This window comes from Tropicimonas sediminicola, assembly GCF_900188335.1.
In the GTDB taxonomy this organism is placed as follows: domain Bacteria; phylum Pseudomonadota; class Alphaproteobacteria; order Rhodobacterales; family Rhodobacteraceae; genus Tropicimonas; species Tropicimonas sediminicola.
Genome location: NZ_FZOY01000001.1, coordinates 673,645 through 697,515 on the forward strand (window position 1 = coordinate 673,645; position 23,871 = coordinate 697,515).

The 23,871-nt window shown below is 64.4% G+C and carries 21 protein-coding genes; 17 read left to right on the forward strand and 4 right to left on the reverse strand.

Features of this window, described 5'->3' with window-relative positions:
- Together CHB86_RS03225 and CHB86_RS03230 are read right to left on the reverse strand one after the other, a co-directional pair.
- Positions 1–540, reverse strand: a complete 540-nt coding sequence (locus CHB86_RS03225; RefSeq protein WP_089231206.1) for a TRAP transporter small permease — start codon at positions 538–540, stop codon at positions 1–3.
- Between the two features lie 65 nt (positions 541–605).
- A complete protein-coding gene (locus CHB86_RS03230; protein ID WP_089231208.1) occupies positions 606–1,598 on the reverse strand; it encodes a TRAP transporter substrate-binding protein in 993 nt (330 codons plus the stop codon).
- 424 nt (positions 1,599–2,022) lie between these two features.
- Here CHB86_RS03230 and CHB86_RS03235 point away from each other — a divergent pair, with 424 nt between their 5' ends.
- The 14 genes from CHB86_RS03235 to CHB86_RS03300 all read left to right on the forward strand — a co-directional run bounded on the left by CHB86_RS03235 (position 2,023) and on the right by CHB86_RS03300 (position 17,749).
- On the forward strand, positions 2,023–2,742 hold the full coding sequence (locus CHB86_RS03235; RefSeq protein ID WP_089231210.1) for a FadR/GntR family transcriptional regulator: 720 nt from the start codon (positions 2,023–2,025) through the stop codon (positions 2,740–2,742).
- 311 nt (positions 2,743–3,053) lie between these two features.
- A complete protein-coding gene (locus CHB86_RS03240; protein WP_089231211.1) occupies positions 3,054–3,836 on the forward strand; it encodes a GntR family transcriptional regulator in 783 nt (260 codons plus the stop codon).
- A 32-nt stretch (positions 3,837–3,868) separates the two neighbouring features.
- A complete protein-coding gene (locus CHB86_RS03245; protein ID WP_089231213.1) occupies positions 3,869–4,963 on the forward strand; it encodes an ABC transporter ATP-binding protein in 1,095 nt (364 codons plus the stop codon).
- Positions 4,964–4,976: 13 nt separating this feature from the next.
- A complete protein-coding gene (locus tag CHB86_RS03250) occupies positions 4,977–5,978 on the forward strand; it encodes an ABC transporter permease (RefSeq protein WP_089231215.1) in 1,002 nt (333 codons plus the stop codon).
- A gap of 10 nt (positions 5,979–5,988) precedes the next feature.
- Positions 5,989–6,870, forward strand: a complete 882-nt coding sequence (locus CHB86_RS03255) for a carbohydrate ABC transporter permease (protein ID WP_089231217.1) — start codon at positions 5,989–5,991, stop codon at positions 6,868–6,870.
- Between the two features lie 32 nt (positions 6,871–6,902).
- Positions 6,903–8,459, forward strand: a complete 1,557-nt coding sequence (locus tag CHB86_RS03260; RefSeq protein WP_089231218.1) for an extracellular solute-binding protein — start codon at positions 6,903–6,905, stop codon at positions 8,457–8,459.
- A 130-nt stretch (positions 8,460–8,589) separates the two neighbouring features.
- Complete coding sequence (locus tag CHB86_RS03265; protein WP_089231219.1) at positions 8,590–10,923, forward strand: DUF4962 domain-containing protein; 2,334 nt, start codon at positions 8,590–8,592, stop codon at positions 10,921–10,923.
- A 65-nt stretch (positions 10,924–10,988) separates the two neighbouring features.
- Complete coding sequence (locus CHB86_RS03270; protein ID WP_089231221.1) at positions 10,989–11,324, forward strand: cupin domain-containing protein; 336 nt, start codon at positions 10,989–10,991, stop codon at positions 11,322–11,324.
- 611 nt (positions 11,325–11,935) lie between these two features.
- Entirely contained in the window at positions 11,936–12,601 is a 666-nt protein-coding gene (locus tag CHB86_RS03275; protein WP_089231223.1) for an ABC transporter permease, read from the forward strand.
- 18 nt (positions 12,602–12,619) lie between these two features.
- Positions 12,620–13,774: an ABC transporter ATP-binding protein gene (locus CHB86_RS03280; protein WP_089231224.1), complete on the forward strand. Its 1,155-nt coding sequence runs from the start codon at positions 12,620–12,622 to the stop codon at positions 13,772–13,774.
- Positions 13,771–14,517, forward strand: coding sequence for an ABC transporter permease (locus CHB86_RS03285; protein WP_089231226.1), 747 nt, complete (start codon positions 13,771–13,773; stop codon positions 14,515–14,517). The genes CHB86_RS03280 and CHB86_RS03285 overlap by 4 nt, the downstream gene beginning before the upstream one ends.
- Positions 14,518–14,561: 44 nt before the next feature.
- Positions 14,562–15,446, forward strand: coding sequence for a glycine betaine ABC transporter substrate-binding protein (locus CHB86_RS03290; protein ID WP_089231228.1), 885 nt, complete (start codon positions 14,562–14,564; stop codon positions 15,444–15,446).
- Positions 15,447–15,540: 94 nt separating this feature from the next.
- Entirely contained in the window at positions 15,541–16,389 is an 849-nt protein-coding gene (locus tag CHB86_RS03295; protein WP_089231230.1) for a nitrilase-related carbon-nitrogen hydrolase, read from the forward strand.
- 4 nt (positions 16,390–16,393) lie between these two features.
- Positions 16,394–17,749: an MmgE/PrpD family protein gene (locus CHB86_RS03300; protein ID WP_089231232.1), complete on the forward strand. Its 1,356-nt coding sequence runs from the start codon at positions 16,394–16,396 to the stop codon at positions 17,747–17,749.
- A 34-nt stretch (positions 17,750–17,783) separates the two neighbouring features.
- On the opposite strand, the gene CHB86_RS03305 is transcribed toward CHB86_RS03300, so the two are convergent.
- On the reverse strand, positions 17,784–19,130 hold the full coding sequence (locus tag CHB86_RS03305; RefSeq protein ID WP_089231233.1) for an NAD(P)/FAD-dependent oxidoreductase: 1,347 nt from the start codon (positions 19,128–19,130) through the stop codon (positions 17,784–17,786).
- Between the two features lie 299 nt (positions 19,131–19,429).
- On the opposite strand from CHB86_RS03305, the gene CHB86_RS03310 reads away from it, so the two are divergent.
- The 3 genes from CHB86_RS03310 to CHB86_RS03320 all read left to right on the forward strand — a co-directional run bounded on the left by CHB86_RS03310 (position 19,430) and on the right by CHB86_RS03320 (position 22,910).
- Positions 19,430–20,677 (forward strand): aromatic ring-hydroxylating oxygenase subunit alpha, encoded by a 1,248-nt coding sequence (locus tag CHB86_RS03310; protein ID WP_089231234.1) that lies wholly within the window; start codon positions 19,430–19,432, stop codon positions 20,675–20,677.
- Positions 20,678–20,680: 3 nt separating this feature from the next.
- Positions 20,681–21,769, forward strand: coding sequence for an FAD-binding oxidoreductase (locus tag CHB86_RS03315; protein WP_089231236.1), 1,089 nt, complete (start codon positions 20,681–20,683; stop codon positions 21,767–21,769).
- A gap of 124 nt (positions 21,770–21,893) precedes the next feature.
- Complete coding sequence (locus tag CHB86_RS03320; protein WP_089231238.1) at positions 21,894–22,910, forward strand: GlxA family transcriptional regulator; 1,017 nt, start codon at positions 21,894–21,896, stop codon at positions 22,908–22,910.
- 15 nt (positions 22,911–22,925) lie between these two features.
- Here the strand turns inward: CHB86_RS03320 and CHB86_RS03325 are convergent, their stop codons facing one another.
- Complete coding sequence (locus CHB86_RS03325; protein ID WP_089231240.1) at positions 22,926–23,867, reverse strand: GlxA family transcriptional regulator; 942 nt, start codon at positions 23,865–23,867, stop codon at positions 22,926–22,928.
- Between the last annotated feature and the right edge of the window lie 4 nt (positions 23,868–23,871).

Here is a 23,871-nt window from a genome sequence, read left to right on the forward strand (position 1 = left end):
TCAGTTCTCCTCGTGATGGACGGGGTCGGGATAGGTTTCGCCATTCCGCCAGTAGACAACGCGGAAGACTGCGCGGCAGCCGGCGAACAGGAAGATCAGGCCACCGCTCGTCACCATGGCGAGGGTGCGGAAGCTCTCGGGAATGTTCAGCATCGGCAGAAGCGTGTCCCAGCCGAAGTTGAACAGCACGATACCGCCGTAGAACATGACCGCGCCGAAACTGGCGAGGATGACGTCGATGACGAAACGCAGGATCCCGGCGACACGCGGGCCGAAAGCGTCGCGGAAGAGCGTCACGCCCAGATGGAACTGTTCATGAATGCCGACCGCGGCGCCGATGAAGGCGATGTAGGCAACCAGCAGGAGGCCGAGCTGTTCCACCCATGTCGGGGTGACGTTCATCACATATCGCCCCCAGACCAGCCATCCGAATGTGGAGACCAGGGTAAACAGAGCGACGGCACATAGGATGAGGCAGAGTTTGGAGAGGAGGTCGAGCCACTCCTCCACTCTGTGTACGAAGGAAAGGCTGTCTGACATGCCCCTTGCTTTCTTTGTTGGCTGGCGCCCCGGACCCTCCGGGACGCCGCGTTTTCAAGTTGATATTACTCGAAGTTCTGGAAAAGCTCGACGATTTCCGTCATCTCGGGGTTCGCCGCGAGGAACTTCTCGTAGACCGGAGCCATGGCTTCCTGGAACGGTCCCTTGTCCTCGATCATGTTCACCTGAACGCCGGCCGCTTTCACGGTTTCCAGCGATGCGGTCTCGCGCTCTTTCCAGAGTTCGCGCTGCAGCATGGTGGAGTTCTTGCCGGCGGTCTTGACGATCTCCTGCTGTTCCGGGGTCAGAGTGTCCCAGGTCTTCTTGGAGATGGCGAGCACTTCCGGAATGATCAGGTGCTCCGAGAAGGAGAAATACGGAGCAACTTCGTGGTGTGCCGTCGACTCGTAGGAGGGCGGGTTGTTCTCCGCGCCGTCCACGACGTTGGTCTTGATCGACTGGTACACTTCCGCGAAGGCCATCGGCGTGGCGTTGCCACCCAGAGCTGCGATCATGTCAACGAACAGGTCGTTGTTCATGACGCGGACCTTCATGCCTTCCATGTCGGCGGGCGTGTTGATCGGGCCCTTCGAGTTGTAGAAGGAGCGCGCGCCGGCGTCATAGTAGCCAAGTGCGATGAGGCCTTTCTTCTCAAGACCGGCAGACAGGGCTTCGCCCGGCGCGCCGTCCATGGCGCGGTGCATCTGGTCGATGCTCTTGAAGATGAAGGGCAGCGACACGACGTTGGCCTCGGGAACGGCCTGACCCATCGGGCCGAGGCTGAATTCACCGAAGTCGATGATGCCGAGCCGGGTCTGCTCGATGGCGTCCGGCTGCGAGCCGAGCACGCCCTGGTGAAACACCTTGCCCTTGATCTCGCCGTTGGTCTTCTCGGTGACTTCGGCCATGAAGGCTTCCATCCCGTGCGACACCGGGTAGTCCTCGACGTGGATATTCCAGCCGCGCCAGTCTTTTGCCTCTGCGGCAGGCGCTGCGACCACGACCGCGAACGCCAGTGCGCTCGCCAGGGCAGTCGCCCCAAAACCCTTGATTCCCATAAGTTCCTCCCTTGGGTTAACCGGATTGATGTTGGGCACATTACGCATATGACAAACTTTTACAACGTGGAAAGGTGCGACACATTGATATACCAGTTTAGACAGGTTTCAGCGGCGTTGCACCCGCACGGCGCTTGTCCAAGACAACTTGGAAGTATTAATTGAATCAATGGTTAAGGCGGAAATTTGCCTTTTTTGGATCGTGACGAGGAAGGCTTGAGGGGGCCGGTGGGTTCCGGCAGCCGCTCTTGAGCGGCCGGGCTTGCGCACCAGAAATTCGTGTCAACGGCGTTTTACAAATCTGAATTTGAAGACTACATCGGATGCAGTAGGGCGGCATCGGACGGGGTGTCTGCCCCACGGGACGTGCTGCCGTGTCGAGGGGGAATCACGGCGGCCGGCCGACTCGTGAAGGGGGAGAAGAATGAGCGAAGCGCCTGAAAATGGCTCGCCGCGTCCGGCGCGCACAGGGACCTTGTCGGATCATGTCTATGAGAAGATCGTCGCCGCGATCGCCGACGGAACCTATCCACTCGGCAGCAAGCTGCCCACCGAATACGCGATGTGCGACGAGTTCGGCGTGTCCCGCCCCGTGCTTCGTCAGGCCCTGCGCCAGCTGCGCGAGGACGACGTCATCCATTCCCGGCAGGGCTCCGGATCCTACGTCAAGCGGCGTCCGGACCATGCGATACTGACATTCGCGCCGGTCGGCTCGATCGCCGACATCCAGCGGACATTCGAATTCCGGGCCGCTATAGAGGGCGAGGCCGCCTATCTCGCGGCGGAGCGGCGGACGGCGAAGGATCTGGAGGAGATCCGCGATGCCGTGGCCGAGCTCGACCGCTGCATCCGGGAGAACGAGCTGGGCGTTGACGCGGACGAGGTCCTGCACTCCGCGATCTGCCAGGCCTCCGACAACCAGTACTTCGTCGCCGCGCGGCAATCGATGCGGGAGAACATCCTTGCCGGTATGAACCTCACCCGGAATCTGTCGCTCACCAAGACCCGCCAGCGGCTCGACCTCGTTCAGGCCGAGCATTACGCGATCCTCGACGCCATAGAGCGCCAGGACCGGGAGGGCGCCCGAAAGGCGATGCGGGCGCATGTCGAGAACGCCCGGCGGCGGGTCTTCGAGGGCGACTGAGTCGCGGGATCCGGTGTCGGCGCGGACGAAAATGCACGCCAGACATGCAAGTCGAATTGGTAAAATTGGTGCGACACTTCGTGCCAAGAATGCCAGATGCCGAAATTTCGATCATCGCTGCGGCAATGGCTATCATTCTGAAAAACATCCGGTAATCTGATTGTGATCGCGAGTGATGGGCACTTTCAAGGTGCCTGGAGCGACACTCTGGCATGTCAGATTTGTAAAATTTGTCTGGACATGTCCCCTGTCTGAGATGCTAGATCCTTCCAACGCCGCCACCAAACCAGGGGTGACGTTGGGAGGGAAGCATGGCGAAAATCGCAGTAGATCGGCTGAGAACGGTTTCTGAACTGCTTCTCGACATGCGTCTCTCTCCTGAGAAAAGCAAGGTTTCTCAGATATTTGATGCCATTCGGGCGCTCATTGTCGAGATCAAGCTGCTTCCAGGGCAGCAGATTTCGGAGCTTGAGGTGGCGGACGCTCTGGAGACCAGCAAGACGCCGGTGCGCGAGGCTCTGATACGTTTGGAAGATGCGGGACTTGTCAGAATTGTTCCAAAGAGCGGGACCTACGTGACACCGATCCGAATCGACCGCTACGTCGAGGCCTGCTTCATCCGGGTGAATTTGGAGATCGGCGCTGTGCGCAGGGCTGCCAGGAAATCCCACACCTCGGACGCCGATTTCTGTCGGGAGCTCGACGAGGGCATCGCGGAGCAGGAAGAAGTGATCGCACGCGACGATTACCGCCGCTTCTTCGAGCTCGACGAAGCCTTCCACAGGGCGCTCTACCAGCTTGCCGGCGTGCCGGGGGTGTGGTGGACGGTCAAGGGCGTCCAGGCCGACGTCGACCGTGTGCGCCATCTCAAGACCCTGCGGAACATCCGCAAGGGGCCCCAGATCATCGAACAGCACCGCGCCATCCGGGATGCGATCGCCGCCGGGTCTCCGGCCGACGCGGAAACGGCGCTGCTGGCCCATATCGGCGGGCTCGGCACCGAGATCGAGACGCTCTCGCGCCAGCCGGGCCTGCTCGAACATATCGAAATTCTCAACGCTGCTGTGAAGCGGCCTCACCTGCTCCGCGCCTAACGCGAGCAAAGAACTCCAGATCGGGAGGAATAATGTCCGGCGTGTTTCTTGAAGGGATCGTGAAGCGATACGGATCGCTTTCTGTGGTTCATGGGATCGATCTCGAGATCAAGCCTCGGGAATTCGTTGTCCTCGTCGGGCCTTCGGGCTGCGGCAAGTCCACGACACTGCGGATGATCGCGGGTCTGGAAGAAATCTCCGACGGCACGCTGCGCATCGGTGACCGTGTGATGAACAGGGTCGCACCGAAGGACCGCGACGTGGCGATGGTGTTCCAGAACTACGCGCTCTACCCGCACCTGAACGTGGCCGACAACATGGCCTTCGGTCTGCGGATCCGGAAGACGCCGAAGGACGAGATCGCCAAGTCGATCGAGGAAGTCGCCCAGATCCTCGGCCTGACCGAGTATCTCGAGCGCCGTCCCGCCGACCTCTCCGGCGGTCAGCGCCAGCGCGTCGCCATGGGCCGCGCCATCGTCCGCCATCCGGACGTGTTCCTGTTCGACGAGCCGCTCTCCAACCTCGACGCCAAGCTGCGTACCCAGATGCGGGCAGAGATCAAGCGTCTGCACAAGCGTCTGGGCGTCACCTCGATCTACGTGACCCACGACCAGGTCGAAGCCATGACCCTCGCCGACAGGATCGTCGTGATGGCCGATGGCCGGATCGAGCAGATCGGCACGCCGATGGACCTGTTCAACAACCCGGTCAACACCTTCGTTGCCGGCTTCATCGGCTCGCCGCCGATGAACCAGTTCTCCGCCGTCATCGAGGAAGGCCAGGGCGGCCTCGTGGCGCGTGCCAACGGCACCACCATTCCGCTCCCGGCCCTGGAAGAGCTGCGCGGCGCGGCCGGGCGTGACGTCGTCGTGGGCATCCGCCCCGAGCACGTCCACCTCGGCGCCGAGGAAGGGACGAGCGCGATCCCGATCGAACTCGACCTGATCGAGACCCTGGGCTCCGAGGCGCTTCTGCACACCCACGTCGGCAACGAGACCTTCGTCGCCAAGGTCGAGACCCATGGCGAGATCGGCCACCTGCAGGGTGTCAACGCGCTGCACGTCAAGCCGGAGAGGGTGAAGCTCTTCGACCGTGAAACCGGCCGTGCCATCGGCCGGGCAGCCTGAGGCGGGGGGAGACATGGCCAACATTAGCAACTCACCCTCTGACCGGAGCGACGGCGTGATTGCCGGCAGCGCTCCGTCAGTAGGGCCGACACGTCCCTTCGCCAAGCGGCTGGACCGCATCCAGATGCACCTTCGGCGGGAATGGCAGATCTACCTGATGCTCGCCCCGACCATCATCTGGTTCCTGCTCTTCCTGTATCGCCCGATGTACGGGCTGCAGATCGCCTTCAAGGATTATTCGGTGTTCCTCGGCTTCGAGGGCAGCCCCTGGGTCGGGTTCGAGCACTTCCAGACCCTGTTCCAGAGCGACCAGTTCCTGCGCGCCCTGAAGAACACGGTTATCATCTCTTCGCTGACGCTGGTATTCGGCTTCCCGATGCCGATCATCCTGGCGCTGATGTTCAACGAGATCCTGAACGAGACCTTCAAGCGGACGGCCCAGACCATCGTCTACCTGCCGCACTTCATCTCCTCGGTGATCATCGCGGGTATCATCATCACGGCGTTCTCGCCCTCCGCGGGTATCGTGAACACCGTCATCGGATGGTTCGGGGTGGAGCCGATCTACTTCCTGACGAAACCGGAATGGTTCAGGCCGATCTTCATCGGTGCGGGCATCTGGCAGGAGGCGGGCTTCCAGTCGATCGTCTTCCTTGCGGCAATCGCGGGCGTGAACCCCTCGCTCTACGAATCCGCCGTAGTCGATGGTGCCAACCGCTGGCAGATGATGTGGAAGATCACCATCCCCTGCATCATGCCGACGATCATCATCATGCTGATCATCCGCATCGGCAACCTGCTGGAAGTGGGCTTCGAGATGATCATCCTGCTCTACCAGCCGGCCACCTACCAGACCGCGGACGTGATCAACACCTTCATCTACCGTCAGGGCCTCATCGGCGGACAATACGACCTCGCCGCAGCGGCCGGTCTGTTCAACGCCGTGGTCGCCTTCACCCTGGTGATGACCGCGAACACGATCTCCAAACGCGTCTCCAAGACGTCGCTGTGGTGAGGCAAGTCCGATGAAAAACATGAACCTCTATTCGCGCGGCGACAAGATCTTCGTCTTCGCCAACATGGTGCTGATCGCGCTCTTCACGGTCGCCGCGCTGTACCCCTTCATCTACATTGCCGCGCTGTCCTTCAGCTCGGGATTTGCAGCCGCCGCCGGCAAGGTCGTGCTCACGCCGATCGAGCTGACCCTGGCCGCCTACGAGAGGGTGATGTCGGAGCCCGCGTTCTGGAACTCCTACAAGAACACCTTCATCTACACCTTCGGCGGCACGCTGACCTCGCTGCTGATCGTGATCCCGGGGGCCTATGCCCTGTCGCGGCCGCAGCTCTGGGGGCGTCGCTTCTGGAACCTGCTGGTGGCGTTCACGATGTGGTTCCACGCCGGCATGATCCCGTTCTTTCTGAACATGCGGGACCTGGGCCTGCTGGACAGCTACTTCGGCATCATCATCGGTTTCGCGGTCAACGCCTTCAACATCATCCTGCTGCGCAACTTCTTCGAGAGCATCCCGACGTCCTTCGAAGAGGCGGCCCGCATGGACGGTGCCAATGAATGGCAGGTGCTGTGGAAGGTGTTCGTCCCGCTGTCGAAGCCGGCCATCGCCACGATCACGCTGTTCTGCATCGTGGCCCGCTGGAACGGCTTCTTCTGGGCCATGGTGCTGCTGACCGACGAGGGCAAGATCCCGCTCCAGGTCTACCTGCGCCACACGATCGCGGAACTCAGCGACGACGAGGAATTCTCTTCGACCCTGCTGAGCGCACCCTACTCGGTGGAGACGGTCACGGCGGCGATCATCGTCTGTTCGATCATCCCCGTCCTGCTCATCTACCCCTGGGTTCAGAAGTACTTCAACAAGGGCATCCTGCTCGGAGGTGTGAAGGAATGAAGACGTCAATTATCGCATACAGGGAGGTATCCATGCGAATTCTGACACTCACTGCTGCCGTACTGGCGACAACGGCACTGACCGGCGTCACCCCGGCACTGGCCAACGATGATCTCAAGATCGTCGACGAGCCGCTGGAACTGACGGTCCACATCCACCATGTCCGCTCCACGGCCTATGACGAAAACTGGCCGGTGGAGAAGGTGGCCCAGGAGCTCACCAACGTCTATCTCAAGAACGCCACCGTCGGCTCGAACACGACCAACAGCGAAGAGGCCATGAACCTCCTTCTGGCCACCGGCAAGCTGCCCGACATCATCGGCAGCGCCCGGATCAAGGAAGCGGTCGACCAGTACGGTCCGCAGGGCGCCTTCCTGCCGCTCAACGAGCTGATCGAAGAGCACGCGCCGCACATCAAGGCGTTCTTCGACGAGAACCCGGACCTGATGAAGGCCGCCTCCTCCTCGGACGGCAACCTCTACTACATCCCCTACCTGCCGGACGGGAAGTATGGCCGCGGGTACTTCATCCGCTACGACTGGCTCGAAACTCTCGGGCTGGAAGTGCCGAACACCGTCGACGAGCTGTACGAAGTCCTGACCGCGTTCCGGACTCAGGACCCGAACGGCAACGGCGTCCAGGACGAGATCCCCTACTTCGCCCGCCAGTGGGAAGAACTGCCGCGTCTGGTGACACTCTGGGGCGGCCGGTCGTCGGGGTCCGACACCTACCACGACTTCTACGTCGAGGATGGCAAGATCCAGTATCCCTACATGGGAGAGGGCTACAAGGAAGGCATCAAGAACCTCGCCAAGTGGTACGAGGAAGGCCTGATCGACCCGGAAGTCTTCACCCGTGGTTCGTCCTCGCGTGAATACCTGTTGTCCGAGAACCTCGGCGGCATGACGCACGACTGGTTCGCCTCCACCGCCGGCTACAACGACTCGCTCGCCGACAAGATCCCCGGCTTCTCGTTCAAGGCGATGATTCCGCCGGAGAACGTGAATGGCGACCGGATCGCCGAGCACCGCCGGATTCTCGTGAAGCCGGACGGCTGGGCCATCGGCGGCACCAACAAGCACCCGGTCGAGACCATCAAGTATTTCGACTTCTACTTCTCGCCCGAAGGCCGCCGGCTGGTGAACTTCGGTGTCGAGGGTGAGCAATACACGATGGTCGACGGCAAGCCTCAGTTCACGGAAGAATTCCTGACCAATGGCCGCCCCGTGAACTCGCAGCTCTACGAGATCGGTGCGCAGCTTCAGGCGCGCGGCTACTACCAGGACTACGAGTACGAGAAGCAGTGGTCGAACCAGTACGCGCTTGAGGGCATCGAGCTCTACGAGCAGGGCGACTACCTGATCCCCGACTTCCTCGGCGTGGCGATGAACGCCGACGAGCAGCGGGTCTTCGACAAGTACTTCAGCCAGGCCCGGACCTACATGCTCGAGAAGCAGCAGGCCTGGATCCTCGGTGCCGCCGACGTGGAAGAAGAGTGGGATGCCTACATGTCCCAACTCGACCGCATGGGCATGAACGACGTGCTCGAAGTCATGCAGTCCGCCTACGACCGTCAGTACGGCGGCTGACCTGACACCTCCCGGCGCCGTCCGTCCGATCCCCGGACGGGCGGCGTCCCCAAGGCCGGCTCCGCCCGATACTCCGTGTCCCGGGCGGCGCCATTTATCCGTAACACCCGATATTCAAGGACGCCCGTCGATGCCTTCGACCGCCACAAAAGACGCCACCGCCTATCTCGATGAACCCAAGGCCGGTCGGCTGAACATCCAGTATGCGCCGTCCGGAGGCGAGGCGGTTGTCGAGAACCCGCCGCGCTTCATGTGGCTGCCCGTGGTCGAGGAAGGCGCCCGCTACGTCCTGCGCGTGTCGCAGGACCCCGCGTTTCCCAAGAAGGCCACGCAGTATTTCACCGATATTCCGCTGAACTTCCTGACCCCCGACGTCGTGTTCGAGCCGGGCGCCTACCATTGGGGCTATGCCGAGTGGGATGCCGAGTCCAAGGCCCCCTCGACCGTCTGGAGTTCCACCCGCAGTTTCGTGATCCCCGAGGGCCTGCCGCAGGTTCCGCTTCTCAAGCGTGACGGCCGCTACGCCAAGGCCGACATGGCGCACCCGCGCCTCTGGCTCGGGCCCAAGGATCTCGAGGAGTTCAAGAAGGCCGTGGCCAAGGATCCGGACAAGTGCACCTGGTCGACCTTCTACGAAAAGAGCGTCACGCCCTGGATCGACCGGCCGATCACCGAGGAGATCGCGCCCTATCCGAACAACCAGCGGACCCCGCCGGTCTGGCGCCAAGGGTATATCGACTGCCAGGAAGTACTCTACGCGATCCGTCACCTCGCCGTGGCCGGCAAGGTCCTGGACGACCAGGCGCTGCTGGACCGTGCCAAGGAATGGCTCCTGTCCGTTGCCGAATGGGACCCGAAGGGCACCACGTCGCGCTCCTACACCGACGAATGGGCCTACCGCATCGCCGATGCGCTCGCCTGGGGCTATGACTGGCTCCATGACCAGATGACCCAGGAGGAGCGCGACAAGGTCCGCGCCTCGCTGCTGGAGCGCACCCGCGATGTCGCCGAGCACGCGATCAAGCACGCCAACATCCACCTCTTCCCCTATGACAGCCACGCGGTGCGCTCGGTCTACGCGGTGCTGATCCCGTGCTGCATCGCCATGCTGGGCGAGGAGGAAGAGGCCCGGGAATGGCTCGACTACTGCATCGAGTTCCTTTTCACCGTCTACTCGCCCTGGGGCGACACCGATGGCGGCTGGGCCGAGGGGCCGCATTACTGGATGACCGCCATGGCCTACCTGGTGGACGGCGCCAACTACCTGAAGAACTTCAACGGCATCGACCTCTACAAGCGTCCGTTCTTCCAGAAGACCGGGGACTTTCCGCTCTACACCAAGCCGCCCACCACGCGCCGCGGCACTTTCGGCGACGATTCCACCATGGGCGACCTTGTCTGCCTCAAGGTCGGCTACAACCTGCGCCAATACGCGGGCGTGACCGGCAACGGCGCCTACCAGTGGTACTATGACGAGCTGAAGCGGAACGATCCGGGCACCGAGGGCATGTTCTACAACTACGGCTGGTGGGACCTGAACTTCGACGAGATGTGCTACCGCCACGATTACCCGATCGTGCAGGCCGAGCCGCCGGCGGACGATCAGCGCCTGCGCTGGTTCAAGGGCATCGGCTGGGCCGCGATCCAGCACCGGATGGGCAATCCCGACGAGCATATCAGCTTCGTCTTCAAGTCCTCCCCCTGGGGCTCGATCAGCCACAGCCACGGCGACCAGAACGCATTCTGCATGTCGGCCTTCGGCGAAGACCTGATGGTCAACTCGGGCTACTACATCGGTTTCAACACCTCGATGCACCGTCAGTGGCGGCGCCAGACGAAGTCGAAATGCGCCATCCTGATCAATGGCAAGGGCCAGTATGCCGACCGCGACAAGGTCCTGTCGATGCGCGCCACCGGCAAGGTCGAACAGGCCGAGCAGCGCGAGGACCATATCTATATCCGCGGCGATGCGACCGAGGCCTACAAGGTCCTGAGCCCGGAGGTCACGTTGGTCCGGCGCGAGGCCTACTTCGTGCATGACAGCTACTTCGTCATCGTCGACAGCATCGACGCCGAGGAACCGGTCAGCATCGACTGGCTCGCCCATGCCAACGGCCCCTTCGATGTCGGCTCCGACAGCTATCGCTACACCGGCGAGAAGGCGGGGTATTACGGCAAGTTCGTCTTCTCCGAAGGCGGAATGCCGAGCATCAGGCAGGTCGAGGGCTACGACGATGTCGACCCGGCCGAATACGAGGGCAAGCCGATCGGCTCGCGGATCGTCGCGACCTTCCCCAAGGCCAAGCGGCACCGCATCGCCACGCTGCTCGTGCCCTATCCCAAGGCCGCGCCGCGCCGGGTGTTCAACTTCATCGACGACCAGGGGTACGACGCGGACCTCTACTTCACCGATGCCGAGGAACGCAGCTTCAAGGTCGTCGTGCAGAAGCTGATGAAGGCCTGATTTTCGATTGCCGGCGCACTCGCGCGCCGGCAGATCATTCCCCCAATTGACCACGGAGAACACCGATGGACGTTACCAACTTCTGCTACGGCAAGGACCACGAACTCGAAGACCTGGGCGGCGGCATCAAGCGTCGCATGGCGATCTTCGCCGACAACGCGATGGTGGTTGAAGTGCATTTCGAGAAGGGCGCCGTGGCCGCGCTCCACAGCCACCCGCACGAGCAGATCTCCTATGTTCTTTCGGGCGTGTTCGAGTTCGAGATCGGCGACCAGAAGAAGGTCGTCCGGGCGGGCGACAGCACCTACAAGCAGCCCAACATGGTGCACGGCGCGACCTGCCTGGAAGAAGGCGTGCTGCTCGATTTCTTCACGCCGCACCGCGAAGACTTCGTGAAATAACCGCGGGCGCGGCCAGCGCCGCGGCTCCGACCGCCGAAAGACCCGCTCGCGGCAATGAAGCGGGCACCGGCAATCCCCGCAGCGCCCCTCCCTTGAGCGTTTGTGGGACAGTGCAGCAGAGCAGGCCGGGCCGTCCGAGAGGGCGGCCCGTGCCGTTTTTCCCGTGCCGTGTCGAGGCGTGCCAGGCGGACCATGATCTGCCCGAGACCGGGGTAGGGGCGTCCCCGACATGCCTCGCGAACCGTCGCGCCTGCGGCGGGACGGACCGGCGAGAGGGGTGCAGGCCGACCTCGGTCATTTCGAAAATTCAGCAACGGCGTGCCCCTTCCGAACGCGCCTGTCCACGACCACTCTTCCGGGGAATCCGCCGTGGCCTTGCCCTGCGGCCGGCTCACCGATGGGTGGTTGTCATGGCGCGGCAGCTTCTCTAAGAGCGCCAGCCCGCCACCGTGCGACTGCCGGTTCGATCCCCCGCCACGGCGCATGTCGAAAATTCGAAACTATTTGCCGCATGTTCAACACGCGAAACGGAAACGACTGAGCAACCTCCCCCAAAATGAACTGGATGCGGCACGTCGAACCGCACCGCCCGACCGACAAGGAGACGATTCTTGGAAACCCTGGTTTTCATCGGCCAGAATCTGGACGTGATCCTGGAGCGCACGCTTCAGCACCTGTCGATTGTCGGCGTGGCCATCGGCCTGGCGATCCTGACCGGCGTTCCGATCGGCATCCTCATCACGCTCAACCAGCGCGCCGCCGACATCGTCCTCTACATCGCGTCGATCATCGTGACGATCCCGTCGATCGCGCTCTTCGGTCTGATGATCCCCGTGCTGTCCCTGATCGGGCAGGGCGTCGGCTACCTGCCGGCCGTCATCGCCGTGCTGCTCTATTCGCAGCTGCCGATCATCCGGAACACCTACACCGCGATCTCGAACGTCGACCCCGCCCTGCGCGAGGCGGCGCGGGGTCTCGGCATGACCCCGATGCAGCGCCTGCGCCGCGTCGAGATCCCGCTGGCCATTCCCGTCGTGATGGCCGGCGTGCGGATCGCCGTGGTCATGAACATCGGGATCACGGCGATCGCGGCCTACATCGGCGCCGGCGGGCTCGGCGTCTACATCAGCCGCGGCATCTCCCAGTCCGACCCGCGCCAGCTCATCACCGGGGCGCTGATGGTCTCGCTGCTCGCCATCGTCAGCGACTACGCGCTGCTGGCACTCCAGAAACGTCTCACCCCGGCCTCCTCCTCCGGCGCCGGTGCTGGCCACTAACTCGATCCGGGAAGCACGATGATCAAACTCGAAAAACTCTCCAAGGTCTTCGAAACGCCCGGTGGCGGCTCGGTGATCGCTGCCGATCAGGTCTCGATGGAGGTGCCGGAAGGCGAGATCTGCGTCCTGCTGGGCCCGTCCGGCTGCGGCAAGACCACGACCCTCAAGATGATCAACGGCCTCATCCCCAAGACCAGCGGCAGCATCTGGGTCGCGGGTCGCGACACCGACACCGTGGATCCGGTCGAGCTGCGCCGATCCATCGGCTACGTCATCCAGCAGATCGGCCTGTTTCCGAACATGACGATCGAGGACAATATCTGCGTCGTGCCCGACCTGCTCGGCTGGGACCGCAAGAAGGCGCGCCGTCGGGCGGGCGAACTGCTCGAACTGGTGAACCTCGATCCGGCGATCTTTCTCAAGCGCTACCCCAAGGAGCTCTCCGGCGGGCAGCAGCAACGCGTCGGCGTCATCCGGGCCCTCGCGGCCGATCCGCCGGTGCTGCTGATGGACGAGCCCTTCGGCGCCATCGACCCCATCAACCGCGGGGTCATCCAGGACGAGTTCCTCAAGATGCAGAAGGAACTGCGCAAGACCATCGCCTTCGTGAGCCACGACATCGACGAGGCGATCAAGATGGGCGACCGGATCGCCATCTTCAAGGACGGGCACCTCGTCCAGTACGACAGCCCGGACGACCTGCTTGCGCGACCGAGGAACGACTTCATCGCCAGTTTCCTCGGCTCGGACCGTACCCTCAAGCGCCTGAGCCTGCTCAAGGTGTCGGACGTGATGCTCGGCGACCAGGTCCGCGTCACCGCGCAGGACGATGTCGCGAGGGCGCGCGACATGATGCAGGAAGCCGGGCACCGCAACATTGTCATGGTCGGTCCGCGCGGCCGGGCCCGCGGCTTCCTGCACCTCAACGACATCCGCGATGTCACCGGCCGCGTCGAAGAGCATTTCCAGGCCCTGCCGACAACGGTGAACGTCGACGACGATCTGCGCACCGCCGTGTCGCGGATGTTCCGCCACGACACAACCTGGCTGGCCTGCGTCGACGATGACGGCTTCTTCAAGGGGTTCGTCACGCAGCGGGCGATCTCGCACGCGCTCGGGGCCACCTACCGCGATGCGGCGCAGCCCGCCGAAGCCTTTGCGGAGGCACTATGATCCAGGGCGCCGTCATCAAGCAGGACCGCCTGCGCTCCAAGCTCGCGTTTGCCGTCGGCATCATTTTCGGCATCGGGCTCGTGGCGGGGGAGCAGGGCTACGTCGGGGATATCTGGCGGCTCTATTCCGAGGACATCACCTACCTCGTCGTGCAGCACGTCAAGCTGGTCGGGATCTCCTCCGGCCTCGCGATCCTGGTCGGCATCCCCGCCGGAATCCTGCTCAGCCGGGATTGGATGCAGCGCTATTCGGAGGCGATCCTGCAGGTGTTCAACATCGGCACCACGGTGCCGACGCTGGCGATCCTCGCCCTGTCGATCACCCTCCTCGGGATCGGCTTCACGCCGGCCGTGTTCGGCCTATGGGTGGCGACGCTCCTGCCGATCGTGCGCAACGTGTACCAGGGCCTGCGCGAGGTGCCGGCGCATCTCAAGGAAGCGGCCACCGGCATGGGCATGAGGCCGCTGCACATCCTGCGTGCGGTCGAACTGCCCAACGCGCTCTACGTGATGTTTGCCGGAATCCGCACGGCCGTTGCGATCAACGTCGGCACCGCGCCGCTGGCGTTCCTGATCGGCGGCAGCGGCCTGGGCGAGCTGATCTTCACCGGCATCGACCTCAACGACATGCAGATGCTGCTGGCCGGCGCAATCCCGACCGCGCTGCTGGCGATGCTGGCCGACTACCTGCTCGGCCGCGCGCAATACTGGCTGATCCCCCGCGGCGTGAACCCGCTGCGCTGACACAGGCGTTTCTCCTCCCACCCCAAACCCCAATGAGGTCCCTCATGTTCAATTCCCTCCGGAAGACCGCTGGCGCGGTCCTCGTATCGGCTGCCGTCATGGCGGGCGCCGCCCAGGCCGACCAGATCCGCGTCGGCGGCAAGAACTTCACCGAACAGCTCCTGATGACGGAGATCACGGTCCAGTACCTGGCCGCCAAGGGCTACGACACCAAGAAGCTCGAGGGCATGGGGACCGCGGTGGTCCGGTCCGCGATGGAGAACGGGCAGGTGGACATCTACTGGGAATACACCGGCACCTCGCTCATCACCTTCAACAAGATCGAAGAGTCGCTGAGCCCGGAAGAAACCTACGAGACCGTCCGCGATCTCGATGCCAAGGTCGGCATCACCTGGCTGAACCCGTCCGAGGCCAACAGCACCTACGCGATCGCCGTGCGGGCCTCCGACGACAAGGGACTCACCACGGTGTCCGACATGGCCGCGGCCTACAATGGCGGCAACGACCTGAGCTTCGGCGTCAACGCGGAATTCCCCAAGCGGCCGGACGGTCTGCCCGGTCTCCAGGACGCCTACGGCTTCAAGGCCGGCCGCGGCAACCTCGTGCCGATGCAGACCGGCCTGATCTATTCGGCGCTGAAGGAGGAAAAGCTCGACATCGGCCTCGTCTTCGCGCTCGACGGCCGTATCGCCGCCTTCGACTTCAAGGTACTCGAGGATGACCAGGGCTTCTTCCCGAACTACGCCCTGACGCCGAACATCCGCACCGAGGTGCTCGAGGCGAACCCGGAACTGGGCGAGCTCCTGAACGGCCTCTCCGCCATCTACACCGACGAGATCGTGCGTGACCTCTGCGCCCGCGTGGACGTGGACAAGATGACGGTGGAAGATGCGGCAGCGGCCTTCCTTGCTGAGCAGGGCCTCGTCTGACCTTGCGCCCGCCGGCTCCGGGCCGGCAATAACAGACGAGTGACGGCGCCGCCCCCGGCCAATCGGGGGCGGCCCAATTCCTGGAGATCCACAAATGCACCACCGCGACACGCTCCGTTGCGCCTGCGCGCAGATCGAGCACAAGCCGCACGATCCGGACGCGCTCTTCACCGCCCACATCGCGTCGCTCGAAGAAGCGCATGACCGGCAGGTGGATCTCGTGACCTTTCCCGAAACCTCGCTGACCGGCTATCCCCCCGGCGGCGGCGAGGTCCGCAAGATGGCCATATGGGCCGATGACCGCCGCCTTCTGGCCCTCGCCGCCAAGTGCCGCAACACCTACGCCGTCGTCGGCTTCGTGGAACACGGCCGCGGCGGACATTTCTACAATTCCATCGCCTGGCTGCACAAAGGCGAGGTCCTCAAGGTCTATCGCAAGATCAACCTGCCGACCTATGGCCGTCTGGACGAGGGCAAGTACTTCACCGCCGGCAAGCGCACGCAGACAATCGACATCGACCGGCACTGGATCTGCGGCGGCATGATCTGTGCCGACAGCTGGGATCCCGGCCAGCTCTATCTCTCGGCCATGCGCGAGAGCACGGTCCTTGCCCTTCCCATAGCTTCGACGAAGGAGGCCGTCGGCGGCGGTTTCTCGAACGAACAGGGTTGGGACATCGTCGCCCGCTACACGGCCATGATCTATGGTCTGCCGATCCTGCTCTGCAACTGGACCGGCCCGCATCTCGACATGAACTTCTGGGGCGGCTCGTCCGTCTACGGGCCCGACGGCCGCAAGCTCGCATCGGCATCCGGGGCGCCGGAGATGATCTGCGCCGACGTGCGGTTCGCCGACGTGGTTCACGCACGCCAGACCATGCCCACCGTCCGAACCCTCATGCCGCAGCTCCTGCTGCGCGAATTGCCCGGCCTGTTGGAGTAGCCAGATGTCCCCCGACGCAGACCTTCATCGTTTTCTCCTGGATCTGCGGTGGGATGACATACCGCGCCCGGCGCAGGACCGCGGCCGTCTCCTGCTGCTGGACCTGCTCGGCACCGCGATTGCCGGCACCGGCACCGCGTTGCATCAATCCGTGCTGCGCTATGCCCGGCGCAATCTCTCCGGCGGCCGCGCACGGGTGCTGTTCTCCGACGCGACCCTGTCTCCCGAGGGCGCGGCCCTTGTCGGCGGGATGACCATCGACGCGATTGATTCCCACGACGGGCATCGCCTGACCAAGGGGCACGTCGGCTGCGGCCTGCTTCCGGCCCTGCTGGCTGCCCTCGATGACAGCGGGCGCAGGATCGCCGGCACGGAGTTCCTGACGCTGCTTGCCGCCGGCTACGAGATCGGCAGCCGGGCCGGGATCGCGTTGCATGCGACCGTGCCGGACTATCATACGTCCGGCGCCTGGAGCGCCGTGAACTGCGCGGCGATCTCGGGGCACGTCATGGGCCTTGGGCCCGAGGCTTTCGCCCATGCGCTCGGCATCGCCGAATACCACGGCCCGCGCAGCCAGATGATGCGCGTGATCGCGCATCCGACCATGCTCAAGGACGGCTCGGGCTGGGGGGCTATGGCAGGCGTTTCGGCCGCGTATCTGGCGGCGGAAGGGTTCACCGGCGCGCCGGCCGTCACCGTCCTGGCCCCGGAGGTCGCACCGATCTGGAAGAGCCTCGGCCGCGACTGGGAAGTGATGAACCAGTACGTCAAGGGCTTCCCGGTCTGCCGCTGGGCGCAGCCGGCAGTGCAGGCCGCGCTCGACCTCGTGGAATCGCACGCCCCATCGGCAGACGAGATCGACGCGGTCGAGGTCCACAGCTTCGCCGAGGCCATCGCGCTCTGCCGTCGCGTGCCCGAGACCACCGAGGAGGCGCAATATGCCATCGGCTGGCCGTTGGCCGCCGCGCTGGTGCGGCGGCGGATCGGGGTGGCAGAGGTATCGGATGGCGCCTTCGAGGACGCCGCGCTGCGCGAGATGCTCGGGCGGATCCGCTATGTCGAGGATGCCGCCATGAACGCCCGCTTCCCGGCCGAACGGTTCGCCGTGCTGCGCCTGCGTCTCCGCTCCGGGGCGTGGATCGAGACTGGCTGGACCACCGCGAAGGGCGACCCGGAAACGGCCTTCGGCACAGCGGAGATGGTCGACAAGTTCTACCGCCTCGGCGGGGATGTCTGCTCGCGGGACCGGCTCGACCGAATCCACGGCGCGGTCATGGGCCTCGATGGCGGAACAGGATCCTTCGAGACCCTGCTCTCCGAAATGTTCGCGGCGCCCCGTCAGGGACGCCGCGCAGATTGAAGGGGAGGGGGCTTGCCCCCTCCGAGAGCCGGCCTCAGCTCCAGGGGTAGGGGCTGTTGGACACCGGGTGCAGCTTTCCTTCGGCGTAGCGCGAAAACCGGAAAGGCTCCAGCAGCGCGGAGGTCTCGCCGGTGATCTCCTTCGCAACCAGCTCTCCGACGCCGAGCATTTTGTAGCCGTGGTTGGAATCGGCGATGATGTAGCAGTTCTCGCGGAACACATCGAACACCGGGAAGCTGTCGGGCGTGAAGCAGCCGACGCCGCCGGAGGCTTCCTTGTGATACTTCGGCATGGTGCCCGAGAAACGGCCATTGCAATGCGCCAGCGCCGACACCCACATATGGGCGAATTCCGGCGACGAGACGAACTCCGGCGAGGCCGGTCCGTAGGGGTCGATCGCGACCTCGCTGGCGGGCTTGTCGATCGCGTAGGGCATGGCGCCGCCCTGAATGCCGCCGAAGTGCGGGTCGGGCTTGTAGTAGATGCCCCACATCTTGTCGGTGATCAGCGAGCCGTCGACATCGGAATAGAGCGGCGCATCGGTGTCGACATGGATCACCGGCGGCAGATCGCCCGCGTTGGTCCGGAAGCTCTCCGGATCGACGCGCAGCACGCCCTCCTCGAGCTGCCAGAACTTCCACATCGGGATGCCGTCGTGCAGCGTGCCGTCGGCGCCCTTGATCGAGACCGTCTCGGGCAGTTCGGCCATGCTCCAGAAGTCCCGCACCCAGGGGCCGGTGGCGACGACGAGATAATCGCAGGCGATCGGGCCCTTGTCGGTCTCAACGCCAGTGATCGCCGAGGAGGAGCCGTTGGCGCCCTTGAGCCCCTTGACCGTCACGCCGGTCAGGATGCGCACGCCTTCCTCTTCGGCCATCTTGGCGAGCGCGTAGATTGCCTTGGTGTTGTGGGCGTAGCCACCCTTCTTCTCGTGCAGGACAGAGGTGATGTTCTGCGCGCGCCAGTCGGAGAAAAGCTCCTTCATGTAGGCGTCGCAATCGTCGGTGCCCTCGATGAAGACCGACTCGTAGCCGATGCCCTGCTGCTCGCGGTAGATCTGGGCCACGTCCTCGTGCATCGACTCGGGCGAGATCTGCATGTAGCCGACCGGGTTGTAGCTCAGCGCCTTGGCGTTGGCTTCCCAGTGGCTGACCGAATGCGCCATCAGTTCGCGCATTGCGGGCTGGAAGTAGTTGTTGCGGACCACCCCGCAGGCGATGCCGGAGGCGCCCGCCGCGATACCGTCCTTGTCGACGATGACGATGTCTTTGCCGGAGCCTTTGCCTGAGGCCTTGAGCATCCGTGCCAGATGCGTCGCCGTCGACAGGCCGTGAATACCTGCCCCGATGATCAGATAGGGCACGTGGGTGGGAAGGGACATTTGGGGCTCCATTTGCGCGTGGCGGACAGGCCGCCGATCTGACCGGCAGGATGCGTCCAGCGAGTTCGGCGCTTTCGTGCTCTGTCGTCAATCTTTTTAGAAATCTCGCCATGCATGCGAATGCCGGCGAATCCGGCCGAAAGGCGCGGCATTGCCGCCTGGGCAGGCACGCGGTGAATGGACCTGCCAGGCCGATGGGGAAATCTCGCGCAAGATTGGCGCGGTATCGAAAATGCGACAGTGCCGCTTCGACGATAGTCTGTGGGATCGACTCGCGACCTACCTACCGGAGCCCCCGCATGACCAACCTCCCCGCCGTCAACAAGGTGCGCTCGGCCCTGGATGCCTGCCAGGACGGGTATTCCCTGCCGAGCGCATTTTACAACGACGAGGCGCTGTTCCAGGCCGATATCGAGGCCATCTTCTACAACGACTGGCTCTTCGCTGGCCCCGAATGCGAGATCCCGAACCCCGGCGACTACATCACGCTGACCGTGCACGAAGCCCCGATCATCGTCCTGCGCGACAACGAGGGCGAGATCCGCGCGTTTCACAACTCCTGCCGGCACCGCGGATCGCGTCTCTGCGACAAGGCGCGCGGTCACACCGGCCGCCTCGTCTGCCCGTACCACCAGTGGACCTACGAACTCTCGGGCAACCTGGTGTCGACGCGGTACATGGGCGAGAGCTTCGATGCGTCGAAGTTCCCGCTGAAACCCGTCCACGTGACTTCGATCGAAGGGCTGCTTTACATCTGCCTCGCGGACGCCCCGCCGGACATCGAACGCTTCCGTGCCGCCATCTCGCCCTATATCGCGCCGCACGACCCGCGCCGCACCAAGATCGTCCACGAGTCGGTGATCGTCGAGGAGGCGAACTGGAAGCTCGTGATCGAGAACAACCGCGAGTGCTATCACTGCGCGGGCAACCACCCTGAACTGCTGGTCTCGCTGGTGGAAATGGCCCTTCCCGAAGACGCGCGCTTCGGCGACGAGTTCCGCATCATGGAGCAGAAGGCCCGCGAATGGGATGCGCTCGGCCTGCCGCACAGGCCGGTGGACGGCGGCAACGAGTTCCGCTGCATCCGGCTGCCTTTCCGCGAGGGCGCCTATTCCATGACGCTCGACGGCAAGCCCGCCAGCAAGAAGCTGCTCGGCGAGCTGACGGAGGCGGACCTGGGCTCCGTCCGCGCATTCCGCGCGCCGAACAACTGGCATCACTTCCTGTCGGAAATGACCATCCATTTCCGCGTGTTGCCGCTTGGTCCCAACCGGACCGAAGTGCGCACCACCTGGTGCGTGCACGAGGATGCGGTCGAGGGCTGGGATTGCGAGGTCGAGCACCTCAGCCACGTCTGGGTGGAGACCAACGACCAGGACAAGCGACTGGCGGAGGAAAACCAGATCGGCACACGCTCGCCCGGATACCAGCCCGGTCCCTATTCGGAGGTCTCTGAATTCATGATTCTGAACTTCCTCGACTGGTACCGGGGCAAGCTCGAGGCCTGGATCGGCGCGCCGGCCTCCACCCTTGCCGCGGCGGAGTGACCAATGGCACTGGACGCATCGTTTTCGACCCTGCCATTCCCGAAGGCCGGCCTGCCTGCCCACCCGTCGCGCCAGCGCCTTCTTCGGCTCGTGGGGCGCAGGCAGGAGACTCCGGATGTAGTGACCTTCGACTTCGAGGTTCTGGACGATAGGCTGCGCCACCATCCCGGCCAGGCGATCGCGCTGGACCTTCCGATGGCAGGCGGCACGGCGACGCGGACCTTTACCCTGGCCTCGTCGGGGATCGACCCGCGGCGTGTGTCGGTCACGGTCAAGGCGGGCTCGCCCGGCAATGCCACCCGCTGGATGCACGAGACCCTGCATCCTGGCGCCGAGATCACCGCCCGCGGTCCTTTCGGCCGCTTCACCCTGGCTGCACATCCGGGAAAGCCGCTGCTGCTCGTGGGGGGCGGGTCGGGGTTCACGCCGATGATGTCGATGCTGCGCTGGCTCCACGCGCGTCGTGAAACGGCTGATGTCGCCGCGATCCAGGTCGCGCGCCGCGTCGAGGACCTGCTCTTCACCGAGGAACTGGGCCGGATCGCCGCCAACATGCCGAACCTGCGTCTCTTCGACGTCGTGACTGCGCCGGGCGCCGGCGAGGCATGGCGCGGCTATCGGGGTCGGCCGGACCGCGCCATGATCCGCGCCATGTTCCCAGACGTCGGGCGGCGCGTGGCCTTCTGTTGCGGCCCCGAGGGGTTCATGAGCCAGATGCGTCGCGTCCTGGGCGCCGAGGGGTTGGATGCGCGCCAGTTCCACACCGAAAGCTTCGGTACGGCGCCTGTCCGCATCGCCGAAGCCCCGGCCTCCGAAGACGCGGCGTGGGATGGCGTGGCGGTGAAGTATCGCGGCCAGATCCACGACCTGCCGCCCGACCAGCCGCTGAGCACCGCGCTCGCCGCAAGGGGGCAGCGCATTCCGACCGGGTGCGGCGAAGGGCAGTGCGGCACCTGCCGTCTGCGGTTGCTCGAGGGCGAGGTCGAGATGCAGCAGCAGGGCGGCCTCTCGGAACGCGAGGTCGAACAGGGCTACATCCTTGCCTGCTGTTCGCGGCCGAAGGGGCCGGTGACCCTCGCAGATCCCGCTTGATTTCCTGAGCCGCATCCGCCACGAGCCTGTCTTCCCGTGGCGGATACGTCTCCCCATCCTCCGCGCTCACCCACAAGACACGGCGTAACGCCGCGCCTGCAAAGTACGTAGGCTCGACCTGACCATGAACGACGACCAGGGCCAGTCCGAGGCGCAAGCCCCCGCGAACGCGCGCAAGCCGATACTCTTCGAGTTCGTGCTGCTCGACGCGTTCTCGATGCTGTCGGTCATCTCCGCGATCGAACCGCTGCGCGTGGCAAACCGGATCCTCGGCCGCGAGGTCTATGAGTGGCGGCTCGTCTCGGAGGACGGAGATTCCGTGCAGGCCTCGAACGGGATCGTCGCCCAGAGCGAAGGGCTCGTGGGCGAGGGCGGCCGGCCTGACTACACCTTCGTCTGTGCCGGCCTGAGCCTTGTGGCGCGTCACCCGACACGGCTCAGCGCGTTTCTCAACCGGCGTTTCGCGGCAGGTGTGACGCTGGGCGCGATCTCGATGGGCACGATCTTTCTCGCCCGCGCCGGCCTGCTCAGGAACCGGCGTTGCACGATCCACTGGGAGGGCCAGCCCGCCTTCAAGGAGGAATTCCCGGAGATCGACCTGACCCGTGCGATCTACGAGATAGACGGCAGCATCATGACCTGCGCCGGGGGCATGTCGTCCTTCGATCTCGTGATGGAACTGATCGCCCGCGACCACGACCAGCGGGTGCTGCGATCCATCGCCAACCAGCTGCAGCTCGACCGCATTCGGACGGGCGGCATGCTGCAATCCCCGGGCACCGAACACATCCCCGACACCACGCCGAAACAGCTCCGCCAAGCGATCAAGCTGCTTGGGGACAACATGGAACATCCGATGGCGCCTGCCGCCCTGGCCTCGTCCGTGGGGGCGAGCCGCCGGACGCTGGAGCGGCTCTTCATCAAGTACACCGGCATGACGCCGTCGAAATACTGCAAGATGCTGCGGCTCGAACGGTCGCGCGACCTCCTGCTGCACAGCAACATGCCAATCCTCGACGTGGCCGTGGCGACGGGCTTTCGCTCGGGCTCTTACTTCTCGTTCTGCTTCTCGGAATACTACGGCATCTCGCCCTCGTCGCTGCGGCAGGGCGTGGTGCGCGGCAAGGTTCCGGGGTCCTGACCCTACTGGCCGCGGTCAGGCGCCGCGCGTCGTGCGCGGCGTCTCGTCGAAGTGGCGCCGATAGGCGTCGGAAAATGCCGCCTGCGTGGCAAAGCCGGTCATCTGCGCGATCTCGCCAATGCTGATGCGGGATTTGCGCAACAGCCCCCGCGCCGTGTCCAGCCGGATCTCGCGGTAGGTCTGCATCACCGACTTGCCGAACGCCTCGGAAAACTGCCGCTGAAGCTGGCGCCCCGACAGGCCCACCAGCGGCGCGATCTGCTCGAGGTGGAGCGGGTCGGCCACGTGGGATTCCATCAGCTCCAGCGCCTCCACGACGGCGCGCGGCAGAGGACCATACCGCGCCTCGACGCTGGCCTGCTGCGGGGCATCGGCCACGCGGATCTCGGTCTGGATGAACCAGTCACTGATCTGGCGGGCGAAGCTCACCCCGTGCTCGGCGGAGATGATCGAGTGCATCATGTCGAGCGGGGCGGTGCCGCCCGCACAGGTGTAGCGGTCCCTGTCGATGACGTAGAGACGCCGTTCCAGGAAGAAGCGGTCCGAATAGGCGCGGAGTTCCTCGAGGTGGTGCCAATGCACCGTGAACCGGCGCGCTTCCATCAACCCGGCCCGCGCCAGGACCGCGGCGCCCCCCGAAATGCCGCCAAGCGGCACCCCGCGCCGGTCGAGCTGTCGCAACCAGGTGAACAGGGCCGGGTCGTGCACCCGCAGCGGGTCTCCCCCGGCCACCACGAAGACCATGTCGAAGGGCAGTGCCTGCGTCGCGATGGCCTCCGTCTCCATGACCGCCGGCAGCGAAGAGCGTACCGGCCCGCCCCGGACCGAAAGCGGCACGATCTCGTAGAGCGGCTCGTCGGAGAACAGGTTCGCGGCCCGCAGCGGCTCCATCGCGGCAGAGGTGCTCATCATTGCGAAGCCCTCGATCAGGAAGAACCCGATTCTGCGACGCGGCATACGT